At 71.4% G+C, this 22,285-nt stretch carries 14 protein-coding genes; 10 read left to right on the plus strand and 4 right to left on the minus strand.

The window, feature by feature from the left end:
* The first annotated feature begins 30 nt into the window (after positions 1–30).
* The 3 genes from BXA10_RS01650 (at position 31) to BXA10_RS01660 (ending at position 2,943) form a co-directional block, all read left to right on the plus strand.
* Positions 31–1,668 (plus strand): ABC-F family ATP-binding cassette domain-containing protein, encoded by a 1,638-nt coding sequence (locus BXA10_RS01650; protein ID WP_076466755.1) that lies wholly within the window; start codon positions 31–33, stop codon positions 1,666–1,668.
* A 39-nt stretch (positions 1,669–1,707) separates the two neighbouring features.
* Positions 1,708–2,025 (plus strand): hypothetical protein, encoded by a 318-nt coding sequence (locus BXA10_RS01655; protein WP_076466756.1) that lies wholly within the window; start codon positions 1,708–1,710, stop codon positions 2,023–2,025.
* 192 nt (positions 2,026–2,217) lie between these two features.
* Entirely contained in the window at positions 2,218–2,943 is a 726-nt protein-coding gene (locus BXA10_RS01660) for a methyltransferase domain-containing protein (protein WP_076467321.1), read from the plus strand.
* Positions 2,944–3,183: 240 nt separating this feature from the next.
* Here the strand turns inward: BXA10_RS01660 and BXA10_RS01665 are convergent, their stop codons facing one another.
* Positions 3,184–4,197, minus strand: coding sequence for a LacI family DNA-binding transcriptional regulator (locus BXA10_RS01665; RefSeq protein ID WP_076466757.1), 1,014 nt, complete (start codon positions 4,195–4,197; stop codon positions 3,184–3,186).
* A 143-nt stretch (positions 4,198–4,340) separates the two neighbouring features.
* Here BXA10_RS01665 and arfA point away from each other — a divergent pair, with 143 nt between their 5' ends.
* The 5 genes from arfA (at position 4,341) to BXA10_RS01690 (ending at position 10,078) form a co-directional block, all read left to right on the plus strand.
* Positions 4,341–5,852, plus strand: a complete 1,512-nt coding sequence (arfA, locus tag BXA10_RS01670; protein WP_076466758.1) for an arabinosylfuranosidase ArfA — start codon at positions 4,341–4,343, stop codon at positions 5,850–5,852.
* Positions 5,853–5,893: 41 nt separating this feature from the next.
* Entirely contained in the window at positions 5,894–7,222 is a 1,329-nt protein-coding gene (locus BXA10_RS01675; protein ID WP_076466759.1) for an ABC transporter substrate-binding protein, read from the plus strand.
* A 15-nt stretch (positions 7,223–7,237) separates the two neighbouring features.
* The gene (locus BXA10_RS01680; RefSeq protein WP_245828103.1) at positions 7,238–8,197 is read left to right on the plus strand and encodes a carbohydrate ABC transporter permease; all 960 of its coding nucleotides are present in this window, start codon (positions 7,238–7,240) and stop codon (positions 8,195–8,197) included.
* Positions 8,198–8,207: 10 nt separating this feature from the next.
* On the plus strand, positions 8,208–9,059 hold the full coding sequence (locus BXA10_RS01685; RefSeq protein WP_076466761.1) for a carbohydrate ABC transporter permease: 852 nt from the start codon (positions 8,208–8,210) through the stop codon (positions 9,057–9,059).
* A 116-nt stretch (positions 9,060–9,175) separates the two neighbouring features.
* Positions 9,176–10,078, plus strand: a complete 903-nt coding sequence (locus tag BXA10_RS01690; RefSeq protein WP_245828089.1) for a glycoside hydrolase family 43 protein — start codon at positions 9,176–9,178, stop codon at positions 10,076–10,078.
* A gap of 103 nt (positions 10,079–10,181) precedes the next feature.
* Here the strand turns inward: BXA10_RS01690 and BXA10_RS01695 are convergent, their stop codons facing one another.
* Positions 10,182–11,684, minus strand: coding sequence for an amino acid permease (locus tag BXA10_RS01695; protein ID WP_076466763.1), 1,503 nt, complete (start codon positions 11,682–11,684; stop codon positions 10,182–10,184).
* A gap of 321 nt (positions 11,685–12,005) precedes the next feature.
* Between BXA10_RS01695 and BXA10_RS01700 the strand changes: the two genes are divergently transcribed.
* Together BXA10_RS01700 and BXA10_RS01705 are read left to right on the plus strand one after the other, a co-directional pair.
* Positions 12,006–13,661, plus strand: a complete 1,656-nt coding sequence (locus tag BXA10_RS01700) for a glycoside hydrolase family 10-like protein (protein ID WP_076466764.1) — start codon at positions 12,006–12,008, stop codon at positions 13,659–13,661.
* A 180-nt stretch (positions 13,662–13,841) separates the two neighbouring features.
* Complete coding sequence (locus BXA10_RS01705; protein WP_076466765.1) at positions 13,842–14,384, plus strand: phospholipase; 543 nt, start codon at positions 13,842–13,844, stop codon at positions 14,382–14,384.
* A gap of 102 nt (positions 14,385–14,486) precedes the next feature.
* Here BXA10_RS01705 and BXA10_RS01710 read toward each other — a convergent pair whose 3' ends face one another.
* Both BXA10_RS01710 and BXA10_RS01715 read right to left on the minus strand, forming a co-directional pair.
* Positions 14,487–17,333 (minus strand): ATP-binding protein, encoded by a 2,847-nt coding sequence (locus BXA10_RS01710; RefSeq protein ID WP_076466766.1) that lies wholly within the window; start codon positions 17,331–17,333, stop codon positions 14,487–14,489.
* Positions 17,334–17,606: 273 nt separating this feature from the next.
* On the minus strand, positions 17,607–22,031 hold the full coding sequence (locus tag BXA10_RS01715; RefSeq protein WP_076466767.1) for a S8 family serine peptidase: 4,425 nt from the start codon (positions 22,029–22,031) through the stop codon (positions 17,607–17,609).
* Between the last annotated feature and the right edge of the window lie 254 nt (positions 22,032–22,285).

Genomic DNA, 22,285 nt, shown 5'->3' on the forward strand with positions numbered 1-22,285 from the left:
GTACGCCGGGCCGGATAGGCTCGCCTCCTCATGAGCGCCACGTTGATCGTCAAGAACCTCTCCGCCGGGCACGGCGACAAGCCGCTCTTCACCGGACTGGACCTGGTCGTCGCACCCGGCGACGTCGTCGGCCTGGTCGGCCCGAACGGCGCCGGGAAGTCGACGCTGCTGCGTACGCTCGCCGGGTTGCTGCCGGTGGAGGCCGGCAGCGTCACGCTCAACCCGCCCACCGCGAGTGTCGGGCACCTGCCGCAGGAGCCGGAGCGGCGCCCGGGCGAGACGGTGCGCGCCTTCCTGGCCCGCCGCACCGGGGTGGCCGCGGCGCAGGTCGCCCTGGACGCCGCCACGGAGGCGCTCACGGCCGGTCGGGCCGGCGCCGACGACGCGTACGCCGAGGCGCTGGAGCGATGGCTGGCACTCGGCGGCGCGGACCTGGACGAACGGGCCGAGCAGGTCGCCGCCGAGCTGGGTCTCGCGGTGGACCTGGAGCAGGAGATGACCGGTCTCTCCGGCGGCCAGGCGGCCCGGGCCGGGCTGGCCTCGCTGCTGCTCAGCCGGTACGACGTGTTCCTGCTCGACGAGCCCACCAACGACCTGGACCTGGCGGGGCTGGAGCGGCTCGAGGAGTTCGTGACGGGACTGCGCGCCGGCACGGTGCTGGTCAGCCACGACCGGGAGTTCCTGACCCGGACGGTGACCCGGGTGCTGGAGCTGGACCTGCCGCAGCAGCAGGTCAACCACTTCGGCGGAGGCTACGCGGCCTACCTGGAGGAGCGGGAGGTGGCTCGCCGGCACGCCCGCGCCGACTACGAGGAGTACGCCGACACCCGCGCCGCCCTGGAGGCCCGCGCCCGGGCGCAGCGCGCCTGGATGGAGAAGGGTGTCAAGAACGCCCGGCGCAAGGCCACCGACAACGACAAGATCGGGCGGAAGTTCCGCGCCGAGGCGACGGAGAAGCAGGCGGCGAAGGCCCGCCAGACCGAGCGGCTGATCGAGCGGTTGGACGTGGTCGAGGAGCCGCGCAAGGAGTGGGAGCTGCGGATGGAGATCGCCGCTGCGCCCCGCGCCGGTGCCGTCGTGGCCTCGCTCCGCGACGCCGTGGTACGCCGCGGCAGCTTCACGCTCGGACCGGTGAACCTCCAGATCGACTGGGCCGACCGGGTGGCGGTGACCGGCGCGAACGGCTCCGGCAAGTCCACGCTCCTGGCCGCCCTGCTGGGTCGGCTGCCGCTCGACGCCGGCCACGCCGCGCTCGGCCCGGGCGTGGTGGTCGGCGAGGTCGACCAGGCCCGGGGATTCTTCCTCGGCGACGTACCGCTCATCGACGCGTTCCGGACCGCCGTACCGGAGATGTCGCCGGCGGACGCGCGGACACTGCTCGCCAAGTTCGGCCTGCGCGCCGGGCACGTGCTGCGACCGGCCGCGACGCTCTCCCCCGGCGAGCGGACGCGGGCCGCGCTGGCGCTGCTGCAGGGGCGCGGGGTGAACCTGTTGGTGCTCGACGAACCCACGAACCACCTGGACCTGCCCGCCATCGAGCAGCTGGAATCGGCGCTGGCCGGCTACCCGGGGACGCTGCTGCTGGTCACCCACGACCGGCGGATGCTCGGCGCGGTGGCGACCAACCGGCGGCTGCGCGTGGACGCGGGGCGGATCGCCGAGGATTGATGCCGTGCCGGCGGCGCCGTCCGGGGTGAGAATGACCCCATGCTCAAGTGGGAGTACGCGCTGCTGGTCCGCCGGCGTCAGGCGGCGACCAGCGACCTCGGCTGGGAGGTCACCTTCGTCTGGTACGGCCCGGACGGCTCGATGGTCGATGTCACCCCGTACGGGGACACCGCGCTGGCCCACCTGAACCGGGCGGGTGACCAGGGCTGGGAGTTGGTCGCGATGAGCGAGGACCCGTCCATGCCCGGCAACAACGAGCTGCACCGCTACCACCTCAAGCGACCCAGGCCGGCGACGCCCCCGCCGCGGCAGCGGATGCGGGTCGGCGGCCGGCCGCGGCGTACCGCCACCGGCTGACCTGCGCGCGGACGGCGCAGCGATGGTCCCCGACGTCGCCGCCACCGCCGGCTGGAGCAACGAGCGTGCCGCCGGGCTGACCTCGACGAGGCCCGGGCCCGCCGCCGCGTCGCTCGGTGCTCAGCCGCAGGAGTGCTCGTCGCGGCAGGCATACCGGACGCCGATGCGGGTAACGGGCGGCCGGAGGTGGACATGGTCGCGTTGGCACAGACCCCGCCGTCGGGCGATCGCCTACGGGCGATCGACGGCTTCCTGGCCGAGGCGTGGGCGGATCGGAAGGCACACGACGACCGGCTGCGCGACCTCGCCGTAGAGGTGCGTTTCGACCGGGGGGTCGCCCACGTGACCGGCGAGGTCGCCGATCCGGAGCAGCTCCGACTGGCCCGGGATCGGATCGGCCAGTTGGCCGGGGTGCTGGGCGTCTGGTGCAAGGTGCGGATCGCCGGGCGGGATCCGGTGGTGGTGGACCTCGGCTGCGGCCCGAACAAGCAGTGGCCGGGCAACCTGGGACTGGACATCTTCCCGGCCAAGGGGGTGGACGCGGTGGCGGACCTCTCGGGTTCGCTGCCGCTGGCCGACGACTCGGTCGACGTGTTCTTCACGGTGCACATCCTGGAGCATCTGATCGATTTCCTGCCGCTGCTCGACGAGTGCCATCGGGTGCTCCGGCCGGGTGGCGTACTGCACGTGATGAGCCCGTGGTGGGGGCACGTCAACGCGGTGGCCGACCCGACCCATGTACGGCTGCTCGACGTGCAGACGTTCAAGGGGATCTGTCTTCAGCGTCCGCCGGGTACCCCGCGCTGGTACCCGCTGCACGCGGGCTGCGACGGCGCCTCGATCTTCGCCGACCTCACCCCCGTCCCACCCGACGCCGAACCACCCACCAAATCCCACCTGGCCCGCTTCTTCGACTGACCCCGCCCCGCACCCTCCACGGCGCTCCGGCACCCGCGCCGGTTACCCGCCCGCGCCGGTTGCCTGCCCGCGCCGGTTACCCGCCCTCGCCGGTTACCCGCCCGCGCCGGTTGATCAAGAGGTTGGCGTCATCGTCGAGCCGTTTTCTGACGTGAACCTCTTGATCAACCCGGGGTGGGGGTGGGGTTAGGGGTGGCGGGGGGTGGGGTGGGGTTAGGGGTGGCGGGGGGTGGGGTGGGGTTAGGGGTGGCGGCCTTGGGTGGATTCTCGGGGTTCCAGGCGGTAGGGGGCGGCCAGTTCGCGGGGTGGGGCGCTGCGGTCGCCCTCGATCCGGTTGGCCAGCAGCTCGACCGCGAGCCGGGCGATCCGCTCCTTGTCGGGGGCGATGGTGGTCAGGGTCGGCACCGAGAACCGCCCGTCCTCGATGCCGTCGAAGCCGGCCACCGCGACGTCCTCGGGCACGCGCAGACCCGTCTCGTGCAGGGCCCGTAGCGCGCCGAGCGCGAGGGTGTCGTTGAAGCAGAAGACGGCGTCGGGGCGTACCCCCGAGGAGAGCAGGTGGCGCATGGCGGCCGCGCCGTCGGCGCGGTGCCAGACCGGCGCGGGCGCGACCAGGGCCTCGTCGTAGCCGAGGCCGGCCTCCGCCAGCGCGCTCCGGTAGCCGTCGAGGCGGAGCCGGGCGCTGGCGCCTTCCGGCGTGCGCTGGGAACCGATGGCCGCGATGCGGCGGCGGCCGAGCCCGACCAGGTGGTTGGTGATCTCCCGGGCGGCGGCCACGTTGTCGATCACGACGTGGTCGGCGGGACCGCGGTCGACCCGTTCGCCGAGCAGCACCATCGGCGTGCCGTCGAGGTTGACCAGGTCGTCGGCGGTGAGCGCGAGCGGGCTGAAGATCAGCCCGTCGATGAGGTGGTCGGTGATGCCGGACGCGACGACCCGCTCCTGCTCGCGGCCGCCGCCGGTCTGATCGATCAGCACCGTCCAGCCGAGTTCGGCGGCGGCGCTGACCACGTGCCGGGCGAGCTCGGCGAAGTAGGGGATGTCGAGCTCGGGTACGGCGAGCGCGATGATGCCCGTACGCCCCTTGCGGAGGTTTCGGGCGGAGAGGTTGGGCCGGTAGTTGAGCGCCGCGATGGCCTCCTCGACCCGGGCCCGGGTGTCGGGCCGGACGTGCGCGTAGCCGTTCACCACGTTGGAGACGGTCTTCACCGACACCCCGGCCCGTTCGGCGACGTCCTTGAGCCTGTGCCGCATTCGACCCCTCCCCTATGTAACAACCGGCACTTTACCTCGTCGTCAGCTCTTTACAACGTTGACTACAACGTTGTAGAAACCAGGGAACCGGGTGGTCGGTGACTACGGTCACCGGGCAGCAGAAATGACGAAAGGTGACATTCGTGCGGACCGCGAAGCTCACGATCGACCCCGCATTCGCGATCGGGCCGGCCGATCGACGACTCTTCGGCTCCTTCGTCGAGCACATGGGGCGGTGCGTGTACGGCGGGATCTACGAGCCCGGCCACCCCAACGCCGACGAGCGCGGGCTCCGGCGTGACGTGCTGGACCTGACCCGGGAACTGGGCGTGTCGGTGGTCCGCTACCCAGGCGGCAACTTCGTCTCCGGCTACCGCTGGGAGGACGGCGTCGGCCCGGTCGGCGACCGCCCCCGCCGGCTCGACCTGGCCTGGAAGACCATCGAGACCAACGCCTTCGGCCTGCACGAGTTCATGACCTGGGCCGACGAGGCCGGAGTCGAGCCGATGATGGCGGTCAACCTCGGCACCCGGGGCGTCCAGGAGGCGCTCGACCTGCTGGAGTACACGAACCACCCGGGCGGCACGCACCTGTCCGACCTGCGCCGCAAGAACGGCGCGGAGGAGCCGTTCGGCGTACGCCTCTGGTGCCTCGGCAACGAGCTGGACGGCCCCTGGCAGGTCGGGCACAAGACCGCGGACGAGTACGGCCGACTGGCCGCCGAGACCGCCCGCGCCATGAAGATGGTCGACCCGTCGATCAGCCTCGTCGCGTGCGGCAGCTCCAACCGGCGGATGCCCACCTTCGCCTCCTGGGAGGCGACAGTGCTCGAGCACACCTACGAGCACGTCGACTACATCTCCGCGCACACCTACTACGACCCCTCCGACGGGGACCGGGCCAGCATCCTGGCCTCGGCCGTCGACATGGACAACTTCATCTCCGAGGTGGTCGCCACCGCGGACCACGTGGCCGCGAAGCAGCGCCACAAGCGGAAGCTGAAGATCTCCTTCGACGAGTGGAACGTCTGGTACGAGTCCCGCCTCCAGGCCGACCTGGACCGGCGCGGCTGGGTCGAGGCGCCGGCGCTGATCGAGGACGACTTCACCGCGGTCGACGCGGTGGTGGTCGGCGACCTGCTGATCACCCTGCTCCGGCACGCGGACCGGGTCGGCGTGGCCGCCCAGGCGCAGCTGGCGAACGTGATCGCCCCGATCCGCACCCGCAACGGCGGACCGGCCTGGCGGCAGAGCATCTTCCACCCGTTCGCCCTGACCGCCCGGTACGCGCGCGGCACCGTGCTGCGTACCGAGCCCGTCTCGCCCAGCTACGAGACGAAGAAGTACGGGGACGTGCCGGTGCTGGACACCGTCGCCGTGCACGACGAGGAGACCGGCGAGCTGACCGTCTTCGCCGTGAACCGCGGTGACACGGACCTCGCGCTGGATCTCGACCTGCGCGGCCTGCCCGGTATGTCCGCGCTGTCCCACGTAAGCCTCGCCGCCGGCGACGACCCGGAGGCGACGAACACCGAGGCCGAACCGGACAGGGTGACGCCCCGGGAGTTGAACACCCCCACCATCGACGGCGGCCGGTGCTCCGTGCGCCTGCCGGCCGTCTCCTGGAACGTGCTGCGCTTCGGAAACCCGCTCTGAGCAGGGCACACTTCATACCGTCCCCCAAGGAGAGATACGGCATGATCCACAACGAAATGAGCCGGCGCCGGCTCCTCGGCCTCGGCCTCGGGCTCGGTGCCGCGGCGACGCTGACGCTGGCCGGCTGCGGCGGTGGCGACTCGTCCGGCCCGGCGGCCGGTGGCAACGGCGGCAAGGACTACACCGGCCCGAAGGTGGACCTGAAGCTGTGGAACGGCTTCACCGGCGGCGACGGTGAGATCTTCAAGACGCTGGTGAACCAGTTCAACTCCGAGCACCAGAACATCGCGGTCTCGGTCGCCACGTACCAGTGGGAGGACTACTACAACAAGCTGCCCAGCGCGGCCTCCAGCGGCAACGGGCCCGACATCGCGGTCATGCACATGGACCAGCTCGCCACGTTCGCCGCCCGCGGCGTGATCAGCGAGCTGGACGACGTGGCCAAGACGCTCCAGCTGACCGAGGCGGACTTCGCGCCGACGGTCTGGCAGGGCGGGATCTACAACAACAAGCGGTACGGCATCCCGCTGGACATGCACCCGCTGGGCTTCTACTACAACAAGTCGGTGATGGAGAAGGCCGGGCTGGACCCGAACAAGCCGCCGACCACCCGCGACGACTTCACCGCCGCGCTCACCGAGCTGAAGAAGTCCGGCGTACAGGGCTTCTGGATCAGCCCGTTCCAGTTCACCGGCGGGATGTCCTTCTACTCGCTGATCTACCAGTTCGGCGGCAGCCTCTTCGACGCCGAGGTCAACAAGGCCACCTTCAACGCCGACCCGGCGATCGAGGCGTGCACCTGGATGGTCGACATGATCAAGCAGGGGCACTCGCCGGCGAACGTCGGACAGGACGCCGAGTACCTGGCCCTGAAGAGCGGCAAGAACGCCTTCACCTTCAACGGCATCTGGCAGATCAACGATCTGAAGAAGAGCCCCGGCGTCCAGTGGGGCGTCGCACCCCTGCCGCAGATCGGCAGCAAGCCGGCGGCCTGGGCCAACTCGCACAACTTCACCATCGTCAAGCAGCGCGCCAACAACGCCAACAAGGTCGCGGCGTCGAAGGTCTTCATCAACTGGCTGAGCCAGCACTCCCTCGACTGGGCCAAGGGCGGCCAGGTGCCGGCCCGCAAGGCCGTCCGGGAGAGCGCCGAGTTCAAGGCGCTGACCGAGGTGAGCGCACTCGCCCCCGAGCTGGACTACGCGGCCTTCCCACCGGCCACCCCGGGCCTCGGCGAGGTCATCACCACCTTCTACAACTCGTTCAACGAGGCGGCGCTGGGCAAGAAGTCGCCCAAGCAGGCGCTCGACGACGGGGTGGCGAAGGCGAACAAGCAGCTCGAGGACAACCGCAAGAAGTACGGGAGCTGATTCTCCGTGGCGGACATGATCGAGGTCGGGGCGGCGCGCGGTGACGCGCCGCCCCCGGCGGCCAGTGCTGCCCGCCGGGGCGCCAAATCGGCGAACCGGGTCGGTCGGGCGACGCCGTATCTGTTCCTCGCCCCGTATCTGGTCCTGTTCACGGTGTTCGGCCTGCTGCCGATCGTGCTCGGCATCTATCTCAGCGTGCACCAGTGGGACTTCCAACTGCCCAACCGGCCGTTCGTCGGCCTGGACAACTACAAGGAGCTCTTCTCCAGCGACTCGGCGGTCTTCGGGGACTGGTGGCAGAGCGTCCGCGCGACCGCCATCTTCACGGTCATCTCGGTGCCGCTGCTGATGGTGGTCCCGCTGGGGCTGGCGCTGCTGCTGAACCGCTCGTTCCCCGGCCGCACCTTCTTCCGGGCTGTCTACTTCGCGCCGTACGTGCTGGGCGTGGCGGTGATCGGCCTGCTCTGGCGGTTCCTGCTCGACGCGAACCTGGGCCTGGTCAACCGGCTGCTCGGCGTCGTCGGCCTGCCGGCGGACACCCCCTGGGTCACCGACGTGCCGTGGGCGTGGGTCTCGCTGGTCGGGGTGACGGTCTGGTGGACCTCCGGGTTCAACGCCGTGATCTACCTGGCCGGTCTGCAGGACATCTCGCCCGAGCTGTACGAGGCGGCGAGGGTGGACGGCGCGACGGCCTGGGAACGGTTCCGGCACGTCACGCTCCCCGGGCTGCGTCCGGTGCTGCTCTTCGTGATGACCACCACCGTGCTCGCCTCGGCGAACGTGTTCGGCCAGTCGTTCCTGATCACCCAGGGCGCGCCCGGCACGGAGACCCGCACCGTTGTCTGGTACATCGTCGAGCAGGGGCTCCGGAACAACGACGCTGGGCGCGCGGCCGCGATGAGCATCGTCTTCGCGCTGATGCTGGCCGTGGTGAGCCTCGCCAACTTCCGCCTCTTCCGCTACCGGGAAGACTGAGGGAACCGCCATGACGACGCCCACGCGTACCGCTCCCACCCACCCGCTACGCCGGGTCGGGCTCTACGCCATCCTCGTAGCGCTGGCCCTGGTCTTCCTGATCCCGCTGGTCTGGATGGTCATCACCTCGCTGAAGACCTACGACGGCGCCCAGCGGATCCCGCCGGACTGGCTGCCCGACCCGCTGTCCGGGTACGGCTACCAGCAGATCCTCACCAACTCCGCCAACCCGGTACTGCGCTGGTTCCTCAACAGCATGCTGGCCGCCACGCTGCACTCGCTGCTGGTGCTGGTGACCGCCTCGATGGCCGCGTACGCCCTGGCCCGGATGCGGTTCCGCGGTCGCGGCGTGACCTTCGCGCTGATCGTCGGGACGCTCTTCATCCCGCCGACCTCGCTGATCGTCCCGAACTTCCTGATCGTCGACTCGCTGAACTGGATCGACACCCTCGCCGTGGTGGTCGTACCGGGCGCGGCGAGCGCGTTCGGGGTGTTCTTCCTACGCCAGTTCTTCCTCTCCCTGCCCAAGGAGCTGGAGGAGGCCGCGGTGCTGGACGGCGCGAACCAGTGGCAAATTTTCTACCGGGTGGTGCTACCGCTCTCGAAGCCCGCGCTGGCCACCCTGGCGGTGTTGTCGTTCCTGACCAACTGGAACGACTTCCTCTGGCCGATCTTCGTGTTGTTCAGCCCGGAGAAGTTGACCCTTCCGCCCGGCCTGGGACTGCTCCAGGGCTCGTACGTGACCGACTACCCGGTGATCATGGCGGGTGCGGTGCTGGCCAGCGTGCCGGTGCTGATCCTCTTCGTGCTCGCCCAGCGGCACATCATCCAGGGCGTGTCCCGCAGCGGCCTGAAGGGATGACGCGCGGAAGGCGCCGGCGAGGCGGTGTGGCGGCGATTCTCGCCGCCACACTGCTCGTGTCCGGCTGCGGTGACACCGACGAACCCACACCCACGAGTACGGGGAGCGACCCGAGCATGTTCACCAACCCCGTCATCCGCACCGACTCCCCCGACCCGCAGGCGATCCGGGTCGGCGACACCTGGTACCTGTTCCACACCAACACCGGCGGCCGGAACGTGCCGGTGCACACCTCCGCGAACCTGACCGACTGGACGCCGGCCGGGGATGCCCTGCCGGTGCTGCCGGAGTGGGCGGACCCCGGGAAGACCTGGGCCCCGGAGGCCATCCAGCTCGGGCCGGAGTCGTTCGTGCTCTACTACACCGTCGCCGGCCGGGAGTCGGGGCGGCAGTGCGTCGGGCGAGCCGTGGCGACCACGCCGGAGGGCCCGTACCGGGACGACTCGGCCGGTCCGCTGATCTGCCAGGCCGAGCTGGGCGGGGCGATCGACGCGAGCCCGTTCCGGGACACCGACGGCAGCCTGTGGCTGCTGTGGAAGAACGACGGCAATGCCATCGGGGTGGACACCTGGATCTTCTCCCAGCGCCTCTCGGACGACGGGTTGAGCCTGGTCGGTGAGCCGACGAAGCTGCTCAAGCAGACCGAGCCGTGGGAGGGCGACCTCATCGAGGGACCGTTCTTCCACCGCCAGGAGGGGAAGCTGTACCTCTTCTTCGCGGCGAACGCGTACGACAAGGCGGAGTACGCCGAGGGGTACGCGATCTGCGAGTCGCCGAGCGGGCCGTGCGTGAAGGCCCCGGAGAACCCGATCCTGAAGAGCAACGAGGTGGCCTCCGGGCCGGGGCACGCCTCGATGGTCGTCAAGGACGGGCGCACCTGGCTGCTCTACCACGCCTGGCCGCCCGGCCAGGAGGGCAGCGTCGACCCCGGCCGCCAGACCTGGCTGAACGAGGTCGTCTGGCAAAACGGCAAGCCCGTAGTGCAGGGCCCCACCCAGACCCCGACCCGCACCCCCTAACCCCACCCACCCCTCGCGCGCACTTTCACGGAAAGAGTGGCTATCCGGCTTCGGATAGCCACTCTTTCCGTGAACGAGGCCCCGACAGATCGGGGGTGGGGGGTTAGCGGGTGGGAGTGGGGGTGGGTGGGTGCGGGGCGGTGCTCGCCTCGCGGCGGGCCAGGCGGTTCTTGCGGTAGCCGTAGCCGAAGTAGATCAGCGCGCCGAGGAGCATCCAGGCCAGGAAGCGCAGCCAGGTCTCGACCGAGAGGTTGAGCATCAGGTAGAGGCAGGCGAGGGCCGAGACGATCGGCAACACCGGTGAGAACGGCACGCGGAAGGGCCGCTCCAGGTCCGGGCGGGTCCGGCGCAGGATCGGCACGGCGACCGACACCAGCACGAACGCGCAGAGCGCGCCGATGCTCACCAGGTCGGCGAGCGCGGAGAGAGGCAGCAGGCCGGCCAGCAGCGCGACCCCGACCGTCATGATCGCCGAGATCCGGTACGGAGTACCCCAGCGCGGGTGCACCTTGGCGATCGACGGTGGGATCAGCCCGTCGCGGGAGATGGCGAAACCGATCCGGCCCATGGCCACCAGGTCGACCAGGATCACGCTGGTCAGGCCGGCGACGGCGGCGATCGAGACGAGGGTCGCCGCCCAGCCGGCCCCGACCGACTCGAAGGCCGAGGCGATCGGGGCAGCCCGGTCGATCTCGGTGTACGGCACCATGCCGACGACCACCAGCGAGACGCCGATGTAGAGCACCGTCGAGATCAGCAGGGTGCCGAGCAGACCCAACGGCAGGTCCCGGCGCGGTTTGCGCGTCTCCTCGCCGAGGTTGGCCACCGCCTCGAAGCCGGTGTAGGCGAAGAAGACCACCGCCGCCGCGCTGAGCACCCCGACGAACCCGAAGACCGACGGTTCCAGGCCGAAGATGGCCTGGGTGACGGGCTGCTTGATACCGCCCTCCCCGTCGGAGGCCGGCTCGGTGGGCGGGATGAACGGGGTGAGGTTCGCGGCCTTGACGAAGAAGAGGCCGGCGACCACCACGAAGACGCAGATCGCCACCTTGACCATGACCAGCAGGTTGGTCACCCGGGCGGACTCGCGGATGCCGACGATGCCGACCACGCCGAGGATCAGCACGACGGCGACCGCGCCGACGTTGACGATGCTTCCCTCCTCACCGAACCAGGTGGCGGGGAGGTTGAGGAGTTCGGCGAGGTAGCCGGACCAGCCCCGGGCCACCACGGCCGCGCCGAGGGCGAACTCCAGCAGCAGGTCCCAGCCGATGATCCAGGCGACGATCTCGCCCATCGTGGCGTACGCGTAGGTGTAGGCGCTGCCGGCGGTCGGAACGCTGGAGGCCAGCTCGGCGTAGCAGAAGGCGGCGAGCAGGGCGACCACGCCGGCGATGGCGAAGGAGATCACCACGCCCGGTCCCGCGTTGTCCCGCGCCTCGATACCGGTGAGTGTGAAGATGCCGGTGCCGATCACGATGCCGATGCCGAAGCCGGTGAGGTCGAGCGCGCCGAGGCGCCGTTTCAGCCCGGGCCGGCCGTCGCCGCCGTCCGCGTCACCCTGCGCGAGAACGTCCTTGATCGGTTTCGTACGCAGCACGGACACCGGCGCTCACCCCTCCCACGTGCGACCGCCCCGCGGCGGCCGGTGACCGGCGTTGCTACCCAGCACGCATCGTCGTCAACCACCACGCTTCGGGCACCGGTCGATGCTGCCCACCGAGCCCCGGCAAGACCCCCGACCGGATCGGGACGATCACCCATGCTGAGGCAGGTATTCGGACGTACGGGCAGATCCTGGGCAGACCCTTGCGCAGGTGTGCGCGGGTATGAAAATTTCCTACCAGCGGCATATAGCCGACGGCGGATGTTGCCGAGGTCGCCGCGACGAAACCGGAACGGGAGCCCCAACGAAGGGACTACACCCATGAAGGCAACTCGGCTCGGCGCAGCCGGACTGGCCGCGGCACTGCTCGGCGCGCTCGTCGCCGGTGCACCCGCGACCGCCGCGCCCGACGCGGCGAGCACCACCACCAGCTGCGTGACCGACCCGGCCACGCCCAAGCGGCAGTTCCGGGCCATGTGGATCGCGTCCGTCACCAACATCGACTGGCCCAGCAAGGCATCGCAGACCGCTCCGGACCAGGTCGCCCGGCAGAAGGCCGAGTACCTGGAATGGCTCGACCTGGCCGAACGGCTGAACCACAACGCCGTTGTCGTCCAGGTCCGGCCCACGGCGGACGCGTTCTGGCCGTCGCCGTACGAGCCCTGGTCGGAGTACCTCACCGGCGTCCGGGGCCAGGACCCGGGCTGGGACCCGCTCGCCTTCCTGGTCGCCGAGTCGCACCGGCGCAACCTCGAGTTCCACGCCTGGTTCAACCCGTACCGGGTCTCCATGCCGGCTCCGGGCGGCGCCGGAGCCGACCTCGACCGACTCGCCCCCGGCCACCCGGCGCGCCAGCATCCGGACTGGACGTTCGCCTACCCGCCCGCCGGGGTGGCCGGCAGCCGGCTCTACTACGACCCGGGCGTCCCGGAGGTCCGCGAGTTCGTCCAGACCGCGATGATGGACGCCGTCGAGCGGTACGACATCGACGGCGTGCACTTCGACGACTACTTCTACCCGTACCCGAGCGGCACGTACCAGGTGCCCGACGACGCCACGTTCGCGGCGTACAACCGGGGCTTCACCGACAAGGCGGACTGGCGGCGGGACAACATCAACCTGCTGATCCAGGAGATGAACGCCAAGATCAAGGCAGTAAAGCCGTGGGTGAAGTTCGGGGTCAGCCCGTTCGGCATCTGGCGGAACGCCTCCGCCGACCCGAACGGCTCGGACACCACCGGCAGCCAGTCGTACGACATCATCTCCGCCGACACCCGGAAGTGGGTCAAGGAGGAATGGATCGACTACGTCGTACCGCAGCTCTACTGGTACATCGGCCAGTACCCGGCCGCGGACTACGCGCGACTGGTGCCGTGGTGGGCGGAGACCGTCCGGGGCACCCGGGTGCAGCTCTACATCGGGCAGGCCGACTACAAGAGCGGCGACCCGGCGTACGGCACGTTCTGGATGAACCCGCGTGAGCTCTCCGACCATCTGCTGCTCAACCGGTCCTACCCGGAGGTCCAGGGCAACGTGCACTTCTCGGCGGTGCAGGTACGGGCGAACCGGCTCGGCGCCACCGACATCTACGCGTCCGAGCACTACTCCCGGCCGGCACTGATCCCGACCATGTCGCACCTGCCGTCGAAGCCACTGCTGATGCCGGTGGTCAGCCGGTCGGTCCGGCAGGACGACGGGGTCCGGCTGAGCTGGCGGCAGCCCGCCGACGGAGTCGGGCCGTTCGGCACGGCCACCTCGTACGCGATCTACCGGTTCGACGGGGTGAAGGTGGCGGGCACCTGCGACCTCGCCGACGCCGCGCACCTGGTGGACACCGTCCGGGCTACCGGCGACGGAGTCCAGTCCTGGGTGGACACCACGGCCCAGCCCGGCGAGCGGTACACCTACTACGTGACCGCGCTCGACCGGCTGGCGAACGAGAGCCCGGCCAGTCCCCCGGCGTTCGTACTGCGCTGACTCCTCGCCGATCGAATGCCCCGGGCGCCCGCGCACCCGGGGCATTCGTCTGTTTCGACGGATGTCACCAATAGTCGGAGCCGACGCAACATCTGCGCCCATCGATTGATCGAGACTGATCGGCACCCGGTAACCCGCCGGTAACTTACGTCCCACCCGCACACCCCCGCGGAGGTACCAGTGCCCAGACGACTCACCACCCTCCTCGCCTCGGCCGCGCTCGCGCTGATCGTCGCGCTGGGAGTCGCCGCCCCGGCCAGCGCCGCCGTCACCCCGGCGCAGAAGCTCTCCGTCCTCTCCAGTTGGACGCAGACCAGTGCCAGCAGCTACAACTCGTGGAACTCGGCCCGGCTGAACAAGGCTCCCTGGGCCGAGTACGCCTTCGACTGGTCCACCGACTACTGCTCGTCGAGCCCGGACAATCCGCTCGGGTTCCGCTTCGAGCTCTCCTGCTACCGGCACGACTTCGGCTACCGCAACTACAAGGCGATGGGCCAGTTCCCGGCCAACAAGTCACGCCTGGACAGCGCCTTCTACGCCGACCTCAAGCGGGTGTGCGCCACCTACGACGCAATCGTCCGACCGGCCTGCCTCAGCCTGGCCTGGACCTACTACCAGGCGGTCAGCATCTTCGGCTCGCCCGCCGCGGTGGACCCGGCCGACATCGAACGCGCCGCGAAGATGAAGGCCGACGCCGAGCGTCGCGCCGGCCTGCGCGCCTGACCCGAACCGAGCCGCCGGGTCCGTCCGGCGCACCGCAGCCCAGAGCCCGCGCCGTCGCGAGACCGCCGGCGCGGGCCCGCCGCGAGCAGAGCCACCAGGGGGTCAGGCCCGCTCGCTCCGGCCGGCCGGGCGGCGGTCCGGCTCGGGTGCGGTGGCCTGGCGTGGCGCGGGGCGGACCGCCGTCGCGCTGAACCGGGTCGAGTCGGCCGCCAGATCGGGGTGCTCCACGTCGAGTGCCAGCGCCGCCGCCTCCTCCAGGCTCAACTCGGCTCCCTCGCCGTACGCGTCGTCGAAAGCCGCGTCACCCAGCCGCTCGCGCAGCGCCGCCTGCTGCTCGGCCCAGTACCCGGCGTAGACGCCGGACGCGCAACGCAGGTCGGCCCCGGTCGCCTGGGCCGCACCGAAGAGCCGCGCGGCGACGAGCAGCTCACCTCCGCCCGCGCAGCGCACCGCGATCGCGTTCAACGTATCGCAGGCCCGGCCGTGGAAGCCGTGGCTCATCCGTGACCGGAGCGCGACCAGCAGATGTTCGTGCGCCGCGACCAGGTCGCCGCGGGCCAGCGCGACCATGCCGAGCAGCATGTCGACCGAACGTCGGCCGCGCTCCAGCGGGCGGGCCGCCTCCACCGGCCGGGCCGCCCCGAGCAACTCCGCCGCCTCGTCGAGCGCGCCGCGTCGCCAGAGCAGCTCGGCCAGGCTGTAGACGGCGAGCAGCGCGTCGCCGAGCACATCCTGGCTGTGCGCCCAGTCGATGACCTCCCGGCACACCCGCTCGGCCTCGGCGAGCTGTCCCATGTCGACCAGCGGCGCGGCCCGCCCGGCCAGCACCCGGGCCAGCAGCCCCGCGTCACCGGCCTGCCGAGCGGCCGCCTCGGCCCGCTGCGAGTAGCGCAGCTCCTCGGCGAACTCGCCGTCCGCGCCGGCGTGCAGCGAATGCATGTGGTACGCGGCAGCCAGCTCGGACTCTGGGATCCGCTCACCGGTCTCGGCGATCCGCCCGTAGAGCCGGAACAGCCAGAGCCGCCCCTCACGGGCGAGCCCGCGCTCCCGCCACCACTGGTCGAGGCCGCCCGCGAGCCGCAGCCCCGCCGCCGCGCTGCCACCGGTCGCGCACCAGCGCAGCGCGGCCCGCAGCTCACCGGCGAGCGGATCGAGCGTGTACAGGGAAAGGGTGACCGGGCGGGCGTCCGGGCCCAGATGCGCCTGCTCCAGGGCGTGCGCCGACCAGGCCACGTGCCGGTCCCGGGCGGCCTGCTCCTCGCCCGCCTCGGCGAGCCGTCTGGCCGCGTACGCCCGGATCGGGTCGAGCATCCGGTAGGTGCACCCCGAGGCGTGCGGCTCGGCCAGCACCATCGACTTGTCCACCAGCACCGAGAGCGGGTCGAGCGGGTCGTCGCCGAGCAGCCACTCCACCGTCGCCAGGTCGACCGGGCCGGTGAAGACGGCGAGCCAGCGCAGTAGTCGCGCGGCGCGCGGCCCGAGCGTCCGGTACGACCACGTGACGGTGGCCTGCATGGTGAGGTGCCGTTCCGTCGCGGAGCGCTGCACGGCCCGCGTCGCCGGGGTCGGCGGCGACGCCCCGGCCGCGGCGGCCACCAGGTCCACGGTGTCCTGCTGGTTACCCATCCAGCCCCGGTCCAGCGGTGGCGGCTCCGGATCCTCCCGGCCGGCGTCCAAGGTGCCGAGCATGTCGTCGAGGCGCTCGGCGAGCTGGCCGACCGACAGCACCCGCAGCCGGGCGGCGGCGAGTTCGATGGCGAGCGGCAGCCCGTCCAGCCGCTGCACCACCCGGCGCAGGTCGGCCGACTCGGCCTGGTCCGGCGGGCGGCCACCGCGGGCCGCCGCCGTCCGGTCCAGCAGCAGGGCCACGGCGTCGCTCTCCGCGCCGTCCGGCTGGGGCTCGACCGAGAGCGGCGGGATCCGCCACACCACCTCGCCGGGCAGCCCGAACGACTCGCGGCTGGTGGCCAGCACCCGCACGCCACGGCCGCCGGCGAGCAGCCGGGAGATCACCTCGGCGGAGGCGGCGGGCTGGGCGTCGCAGGTGTCCAGCAGCACCAGCATCCGGCGCGCGGCGGCGTACTCCACCAGGGTGTCCACCATCGGGCGGCCCGGCTCCGGACGCAGCCCGAGCACCGCGGCGATCTCGAAGGCCACCAGCCCGGGATCGGTCACCGCGGCGATGTCGACGAACCACACGCCGTCCGGGTACGTCTCGACCACGCCGGCGGCCAACTCGACCGCGAGCCGGGTCTTCCCCGCGCCGCCCGCTCCGAGCACGGTGACCAGGCGGTGCTCCTGCACGAGCCGGCGAAGCTCGGCGCGCTCCGGCTCGCGGCCGACGAACGAGGTGACCTGGGTCGGCAGGTTGTGCGCCACCGCATCGGCGGTACGCGGTCGCGGGAACTGCCGCTCCAGGCCGGGAGCGACCAGTTGGAAGAGGCGCTCCCGGTCGTCGAATCCGCGCAGCCGGTGCAGGCCGAGGTCGAGCAGCGAGGCGCCGGCGGGCAGCGGGTCGGCCCGGCGGGCGGTGGACGCCGAGCAGAGCACCTGGCCGCCGTGCGCGGCGGCGGCGATCCGGGCCGCGCGGTGCACCTCGGGGCTGGCGTACTCGCCGTCGCGTGGTTCGGCGTAGCCGGTGTGCAGACCCATCCGCACCCTCGGCGCGGCCTCGGGGGTGGGCCAGTCGTGGCTGGTCAGGGCCCGCTGGGCGGTGAGGCAGGCGGTCAGCGCGGCGGTCGCGTCGGTGAACGCGAGGAAGAACGAGTCGCCCTCGGTCAACAGCTCCGCGCCGCCGGTGCCGGCCAGTGTCCGGCGCAGCAACCGGCGGTGCTCGCGCAGCACCGGTCGGTAGTCCGGGCCGAGTAGTTGCGCGAGCCGGGTCGAGCCCTCGATGTCGGTGAACACGAAGGTCACCCACCCGGTCGGGAGCTGGATCCGTTCCGCCATGCGTCGAACCTCCGCCCGTGACGTCGGGTTCATGCTGCCCGAAGCCGAGCGGTCACACATCGTGAGAACGGCCCGGCCGGGCTCGGACTCAAGGTGCCACTCGGCCCCGCCCAGGGCAAGGTCCGCCCTCCGCTCGGTGGTCGTCCGGCGCTCCCGGGGGCTCGGGCCGGCAGGCCCCGGCCAACGATCCTGCCCGCTCACGGGGCGGGCCAGCCCCGCCGGGGACCGGCTGACCGGTTCCGGCGGGACTGGCCCGTGGGGCTGGTACCGGCCTCAGCCGGTACGCAGGGCGATGTTGACGGTGTTCTTCGCCGCCCGGATCGTGGCCACCGTCGACGCCGGCTGGAATCCGGGCGCGGCCGCGGTGACCTGGACCTTCTGGTTCTTCGCCAGCCGCAGCTGGTAGTGGCCGTGCGCGTCGGTCACGACGGTGTAGCTGACCGGCCCGCAGCCCTGCTGACCCTGCCCGTCGGCCTGGTGGTCGCCGCAGACGGTCACTGTCGCGCCTGCGACCGCACCACCGGTGGCGGCGTCGGTCACCGTCCCGCTCAGCGTCGCCCAGTTCGGCGGCGCCTCGAAGTGACCGGTCACCGCCACGTTGCTCCCCTGGGACGGGGCGTCGGAGAGCGTGACCAGCCGCGCGGCCAGCTCACCCGGCTGGGTGACCGCGTCGCCGTCGACCCGGACGGTCACCTGGACCGACCGGCCCGGAGCGACGTCGAACTCCGGCTTGTCAACCGACAGCCACGGCACGTCCGCCGTACCGCCGCAGTAGTCGTACCCCGGCAGCATCTCGGCGCTGGCCGACGGGGCCCACAGCGTCACCGAACCACCGACCCGGTACGCGCCACAGGCCGTGGCGGCGTCCGTGCTCGGGTAGTTCACGTTGGGCAGCCGGCCCCAGCTGTCCGAGACCGGGTCGTACTCGACCGCCTCGTTGGTCAGCATGGAGCCGTTCTGCATGCCACTGAAGAGCTGCAGCTTGTCGTAGGCGCCACTGGCCCCCATGGCGAAGACGCCGTACGGCGCGTCCGCGCCCCGGGTCCACGCGCCGGTGGCCGGGTCGAACAGGAAGGTGGACGCGACCGCGAAGTCACCGTCGTATCCGCCGGCGCAGACGACGCGTTCGGCGACCCCGGCGCAGCCGGGGGCACCCACCCCGACGGGGTAGTCGGCGAGGCGGGTCCACGAGTCCCCACTCGGGTCGTACCGGTAGACCGTGGCGGCCTGCTCCGGACACGACGAGACACAGCCGCCGACGACGTAGAGACGGCCGTCGAGCGCCGCGATCGCGGGGGCGCTGAGGCCCTGCGGCAGGTCCGCCGCCCGTCCCCAGGAATCGTGGACGGGATCGTAGACGTACACGGTCTTGAGCAACGCGCCCTGCGTGCTCGTGCCGCCGACGACGTACATCTTGTCGTCGAGGAAGATGCCCGCGGCGCTCGCGACCGCATCCGGGGTGTCGGCGATCGGACTCCATTCGAGGGTCACCGGGTCGTAGACGTACCCCTTGCGAGTCATTCCCTCCCGGAAGCCGGTGGTGGTGCCACCCACGGAGTAGAGCTTGCCCGCGTGGTAGCCCGCGGTGTTGTACAGGATCCGGGTCGGGTAGTTCGCGATCTTGGTCCATGGCCCGACGTCCGGCGTCGCCTCCCCCTGGGCGGTCGGCTCCGCCGGCTGGACCGGTTGGCCCGCCGGCGTCTTCGGCAGCGGCCCCGGCTTCGGCGGATCCGTCTTCACGCGCCGCAGCGGCGCACCGGTCTCCTCGGCGACCCGGTTGGCCGCCGGGCCGGTCGGAGTGACGGCCTGCTCGCCCAGCTTGACGTGCAGCGGCTGGGTGCCGTCATTGGTGAAGGTGAGGCTGCGGGTGGCCGACTTCCCGAGCCGGGTGGTGAGGTCGAGGGTCCCTTCGCTGACCTTCAGCCGTCCGGCGCGCAGCCGCCAGTCCTTCTTGGTCACCCGGTCCGGCGACACGGTGGTGGTTGCCTCTCCGGTGGCGTACCGGGGGTAGCTGACCGTGAACGTCGGCTTCGCCTGCGAGGTGAACAGCCAGTAGAAGCCGTCCGGCAGGTTCGGGTCGAGCGGCGTCGCGGCGCTGACCGCGAGCTCGCTCCCGCTCGCCTTGTCGACCACCTTCGCACCGTTGACCGGGTCACCGGTGTTGTCGTCGGTCACCACGCCGGTGACCAGGCCGCCGGGGATCGGGCCGCAGGAGCCGACGCTGACGTCGTCCACCTGCCACAGGGCGATACCGCTGCCGGCGTAGTGGAAACGCAGCCGGGTCCGCGCCTGACCGGCGGCCTGCGGCAGCGGGACGCTCACCGGACCGCCGGCGTTCTCGGTGCTCTTCTGCCAGACGGTGGTCCAGGTCGAGCCGCCATCCACGCTCAGGTCGATGCCCGCCCGCGCGGTCCCGCCCTCACCCAGGTAGAGCGTCTTGAACGCGAGTTGCGGCGCGCTCTGGCCTGACAGGTCGATCACCGGCGAGACGAGATTGGTGTCCTCCTCGGCGAGGTCGTTGTGCCACGAGTTGGCGCTGGCGAAGCCACCGGTGCCCCCGGTGACGTTGTCCAGACCACCAGGCGTGTCGAACTGCCAGGCGTGCCCGCCGCCGAGGTTGTCCTCGACCGTCCAGCCCGCGCGCTTGTCCGGGTCCGTCCAGCCTTCGAAGTCCGTCCGCAAGGGGTACGCGTAGCCAGGGGCCAGGCAGGACGTCTCGACGATCTGCGTCCGGACGTCGCGGACCACGTCTCCCTTACCCACCGGGACGTCCACCGCACTGGTCTGGTAGCCGGGATAGACCGGGGTAACGATCAGGTGGTACGTCGAGTCGGCGGGCAGGCTCAGCTCGTACCGACCGGTCTCCGGGTCCGTGAACCACGGCCCCACCGGCAGACCGGGCGCGCTGATCCGCGCGTACAGGGGCCAGCCGTGCGCGGAGCCGTCGGCAACCGTTCCGCTGATCTTCACCTCGGCGGTCCGCTGGAGGCTGAGGTCCCGGGTGGCGGTGGCGTTGGCGGTGACCGTCGCGGACGCGCTGCCGTCGCCGTACCCGTAGGCGGAGGCCGTCACGTCGTACTCGCCGGCCGACAGCGTGGCGGTGTAACCGCCGTCCGCGCCGGTGGTGACCGTACGGTGGATCGGCCCGCTGATCTTGACCTCGGCACCGCTGAGCGGTTCGCCGGTCTTCACGTCGGTGACCTTGCCGGTCAACCGGCCGGTCTCGCCGCGCGGGGCCTCCGCCATCGCGGCGTAGATGTCCAGCTTGCCCTGACCCCAGACGTTGTTGTTGGTCGGCGTGCCACCGCAGCTGGTGTCGTTGACGTCGACCGCTACCTGGTCCAGCACGGTCGTGGTGCCGGCGATGTCACCGATGAGACCGGGTGCGGCCGACCAGAGCAGGGCGATCGCGCCGGACACGTGCGGGGTCGCCATCGACGTGCCGCTGAGCACGCCGTAGCCGCCGCCCGGAACGCTGGAGCGGACGTCCACTCCCGGGGCGGCGATGTTCGGCTTGGTGATGCCATCCGCGCCCGGACCCCGGCTGGAGAAGTACCCGATCTTGCCGTTCACGTCGAACGCGCCGGCACTGTAGGTGGACGCGTAGTCCCCCGGGGTGCCCGAGGTGTCGCAGCCGCCCTCGCCCGCGTTGCCGTTGGCGAACATCGGGAAGATGCCGGCGGCCCGCCAGTCCGCGACGACGTCGGCGAACCACGGGTCGCTGGCGGAGCCGTTGTCGCTGCCCCAGGAATTGTTCACGATGTGCGGGCGCAGGTCCGGCCGCGGATCCTGGCCGGCCAGGTTCGTCGGCGCCAGCATCCACTCCGCCGAGGCGAGCAGCGCGAAGTCGGAGCAGCCCCGCTCCTCGCAGCCCTTGGCGGCGATCCAGCGGGCCCCGGGCGCGACGCCGATGTGGTTGCCGGGACCGCCGTCGCCGACCATCGTGCCCATCGTGTGCGTACCGTGCTCGTTGTTGTCACAGGGTGCGAGCGACGGCGAGCCGCAGACCTGGGCCGGGTCGTACCAGTTGTAGTCGTGCGAGAAGCCGGCCTCGCCCATGTTGCCCCGGTACGACTTCACCAGGGCCGGGTGGTCGTACTGCACGCCGCTGTCGATGCTGCCCACGACGATGCCCTCGCCGCGCGTGCCGTCCGCCCACACCCGGTCGGCGCCGATGGCGTGGACGCCCCACTCCACCTCGTCGACGTCGGCGACCTGCTGCGCCTTCAGCGGCTCCGGCAGTTCGTACATGCGGTGCGCCTGGATGGCGCTGACCTCGGTCTCCTTGGCCAGGGTCTCGGCCAGGTCGAGGGTGCCACGGGCGACGTACACGGTGTTGGAGGCGTAGAAGGTGTGGTACTCGACGCCCTCCGCCTTCAGCCGGCGGACGACGTCGGCCTGGCTCTTCTCAGCCGTCTTCCGCAGCGCCTCGACGACCGCCGCGCCACGCTCGTCCCAGTCCTTGATGGCCGACGCCGCGGACAGGTCGGCGCGGGCGTCCAGGCGTACCCAGAACGGCTGCGCCGGAAGGGTCTTCATGCTCGCCCGCAACTCCGGCTGGATCTTCTCCGGTGCTGCGGCGGCGGGCTCGCCCGGCCCGCCGGTCACGGACGCCACGCCCGCCACCAGGCCGAGCGCCGCGACCAGGCTGAGAACCTGCGACCACCGGGCCCGCCGGGCGGCCCGGCCGGCGCTCATCGGGCACCTCCCGGCCGGAGCCCGGCAACGGCCGGGCCGGCGCACGAGGGCACCGGTTCGGGCGGCAGCATCTGCCGCCCTGTCATGTTCAGGGGTACTGCTCTGGATGACACGCTCCGCACTCTCCTCCGGCGAGTCGACTCACGACCGCGCCCGCCGGCTGAGCCGATCGGCCATTGTCGCGAGCGCATCCGGCACCGGCACAGGTTTCCTGGCGAGCGCGCCTGCCGACGATGCCACCACTGCCGATTCGG

This window comes from Micromonospora avicenniae (assembly GCF_900156065.1).
Taxonomy (GTDB): Bacteria; Actinomycetota; Actinomycetes; order Mycobacteriales; family Micromonosporaceae; genus Micromonospora; species Micromonospora avicenniae.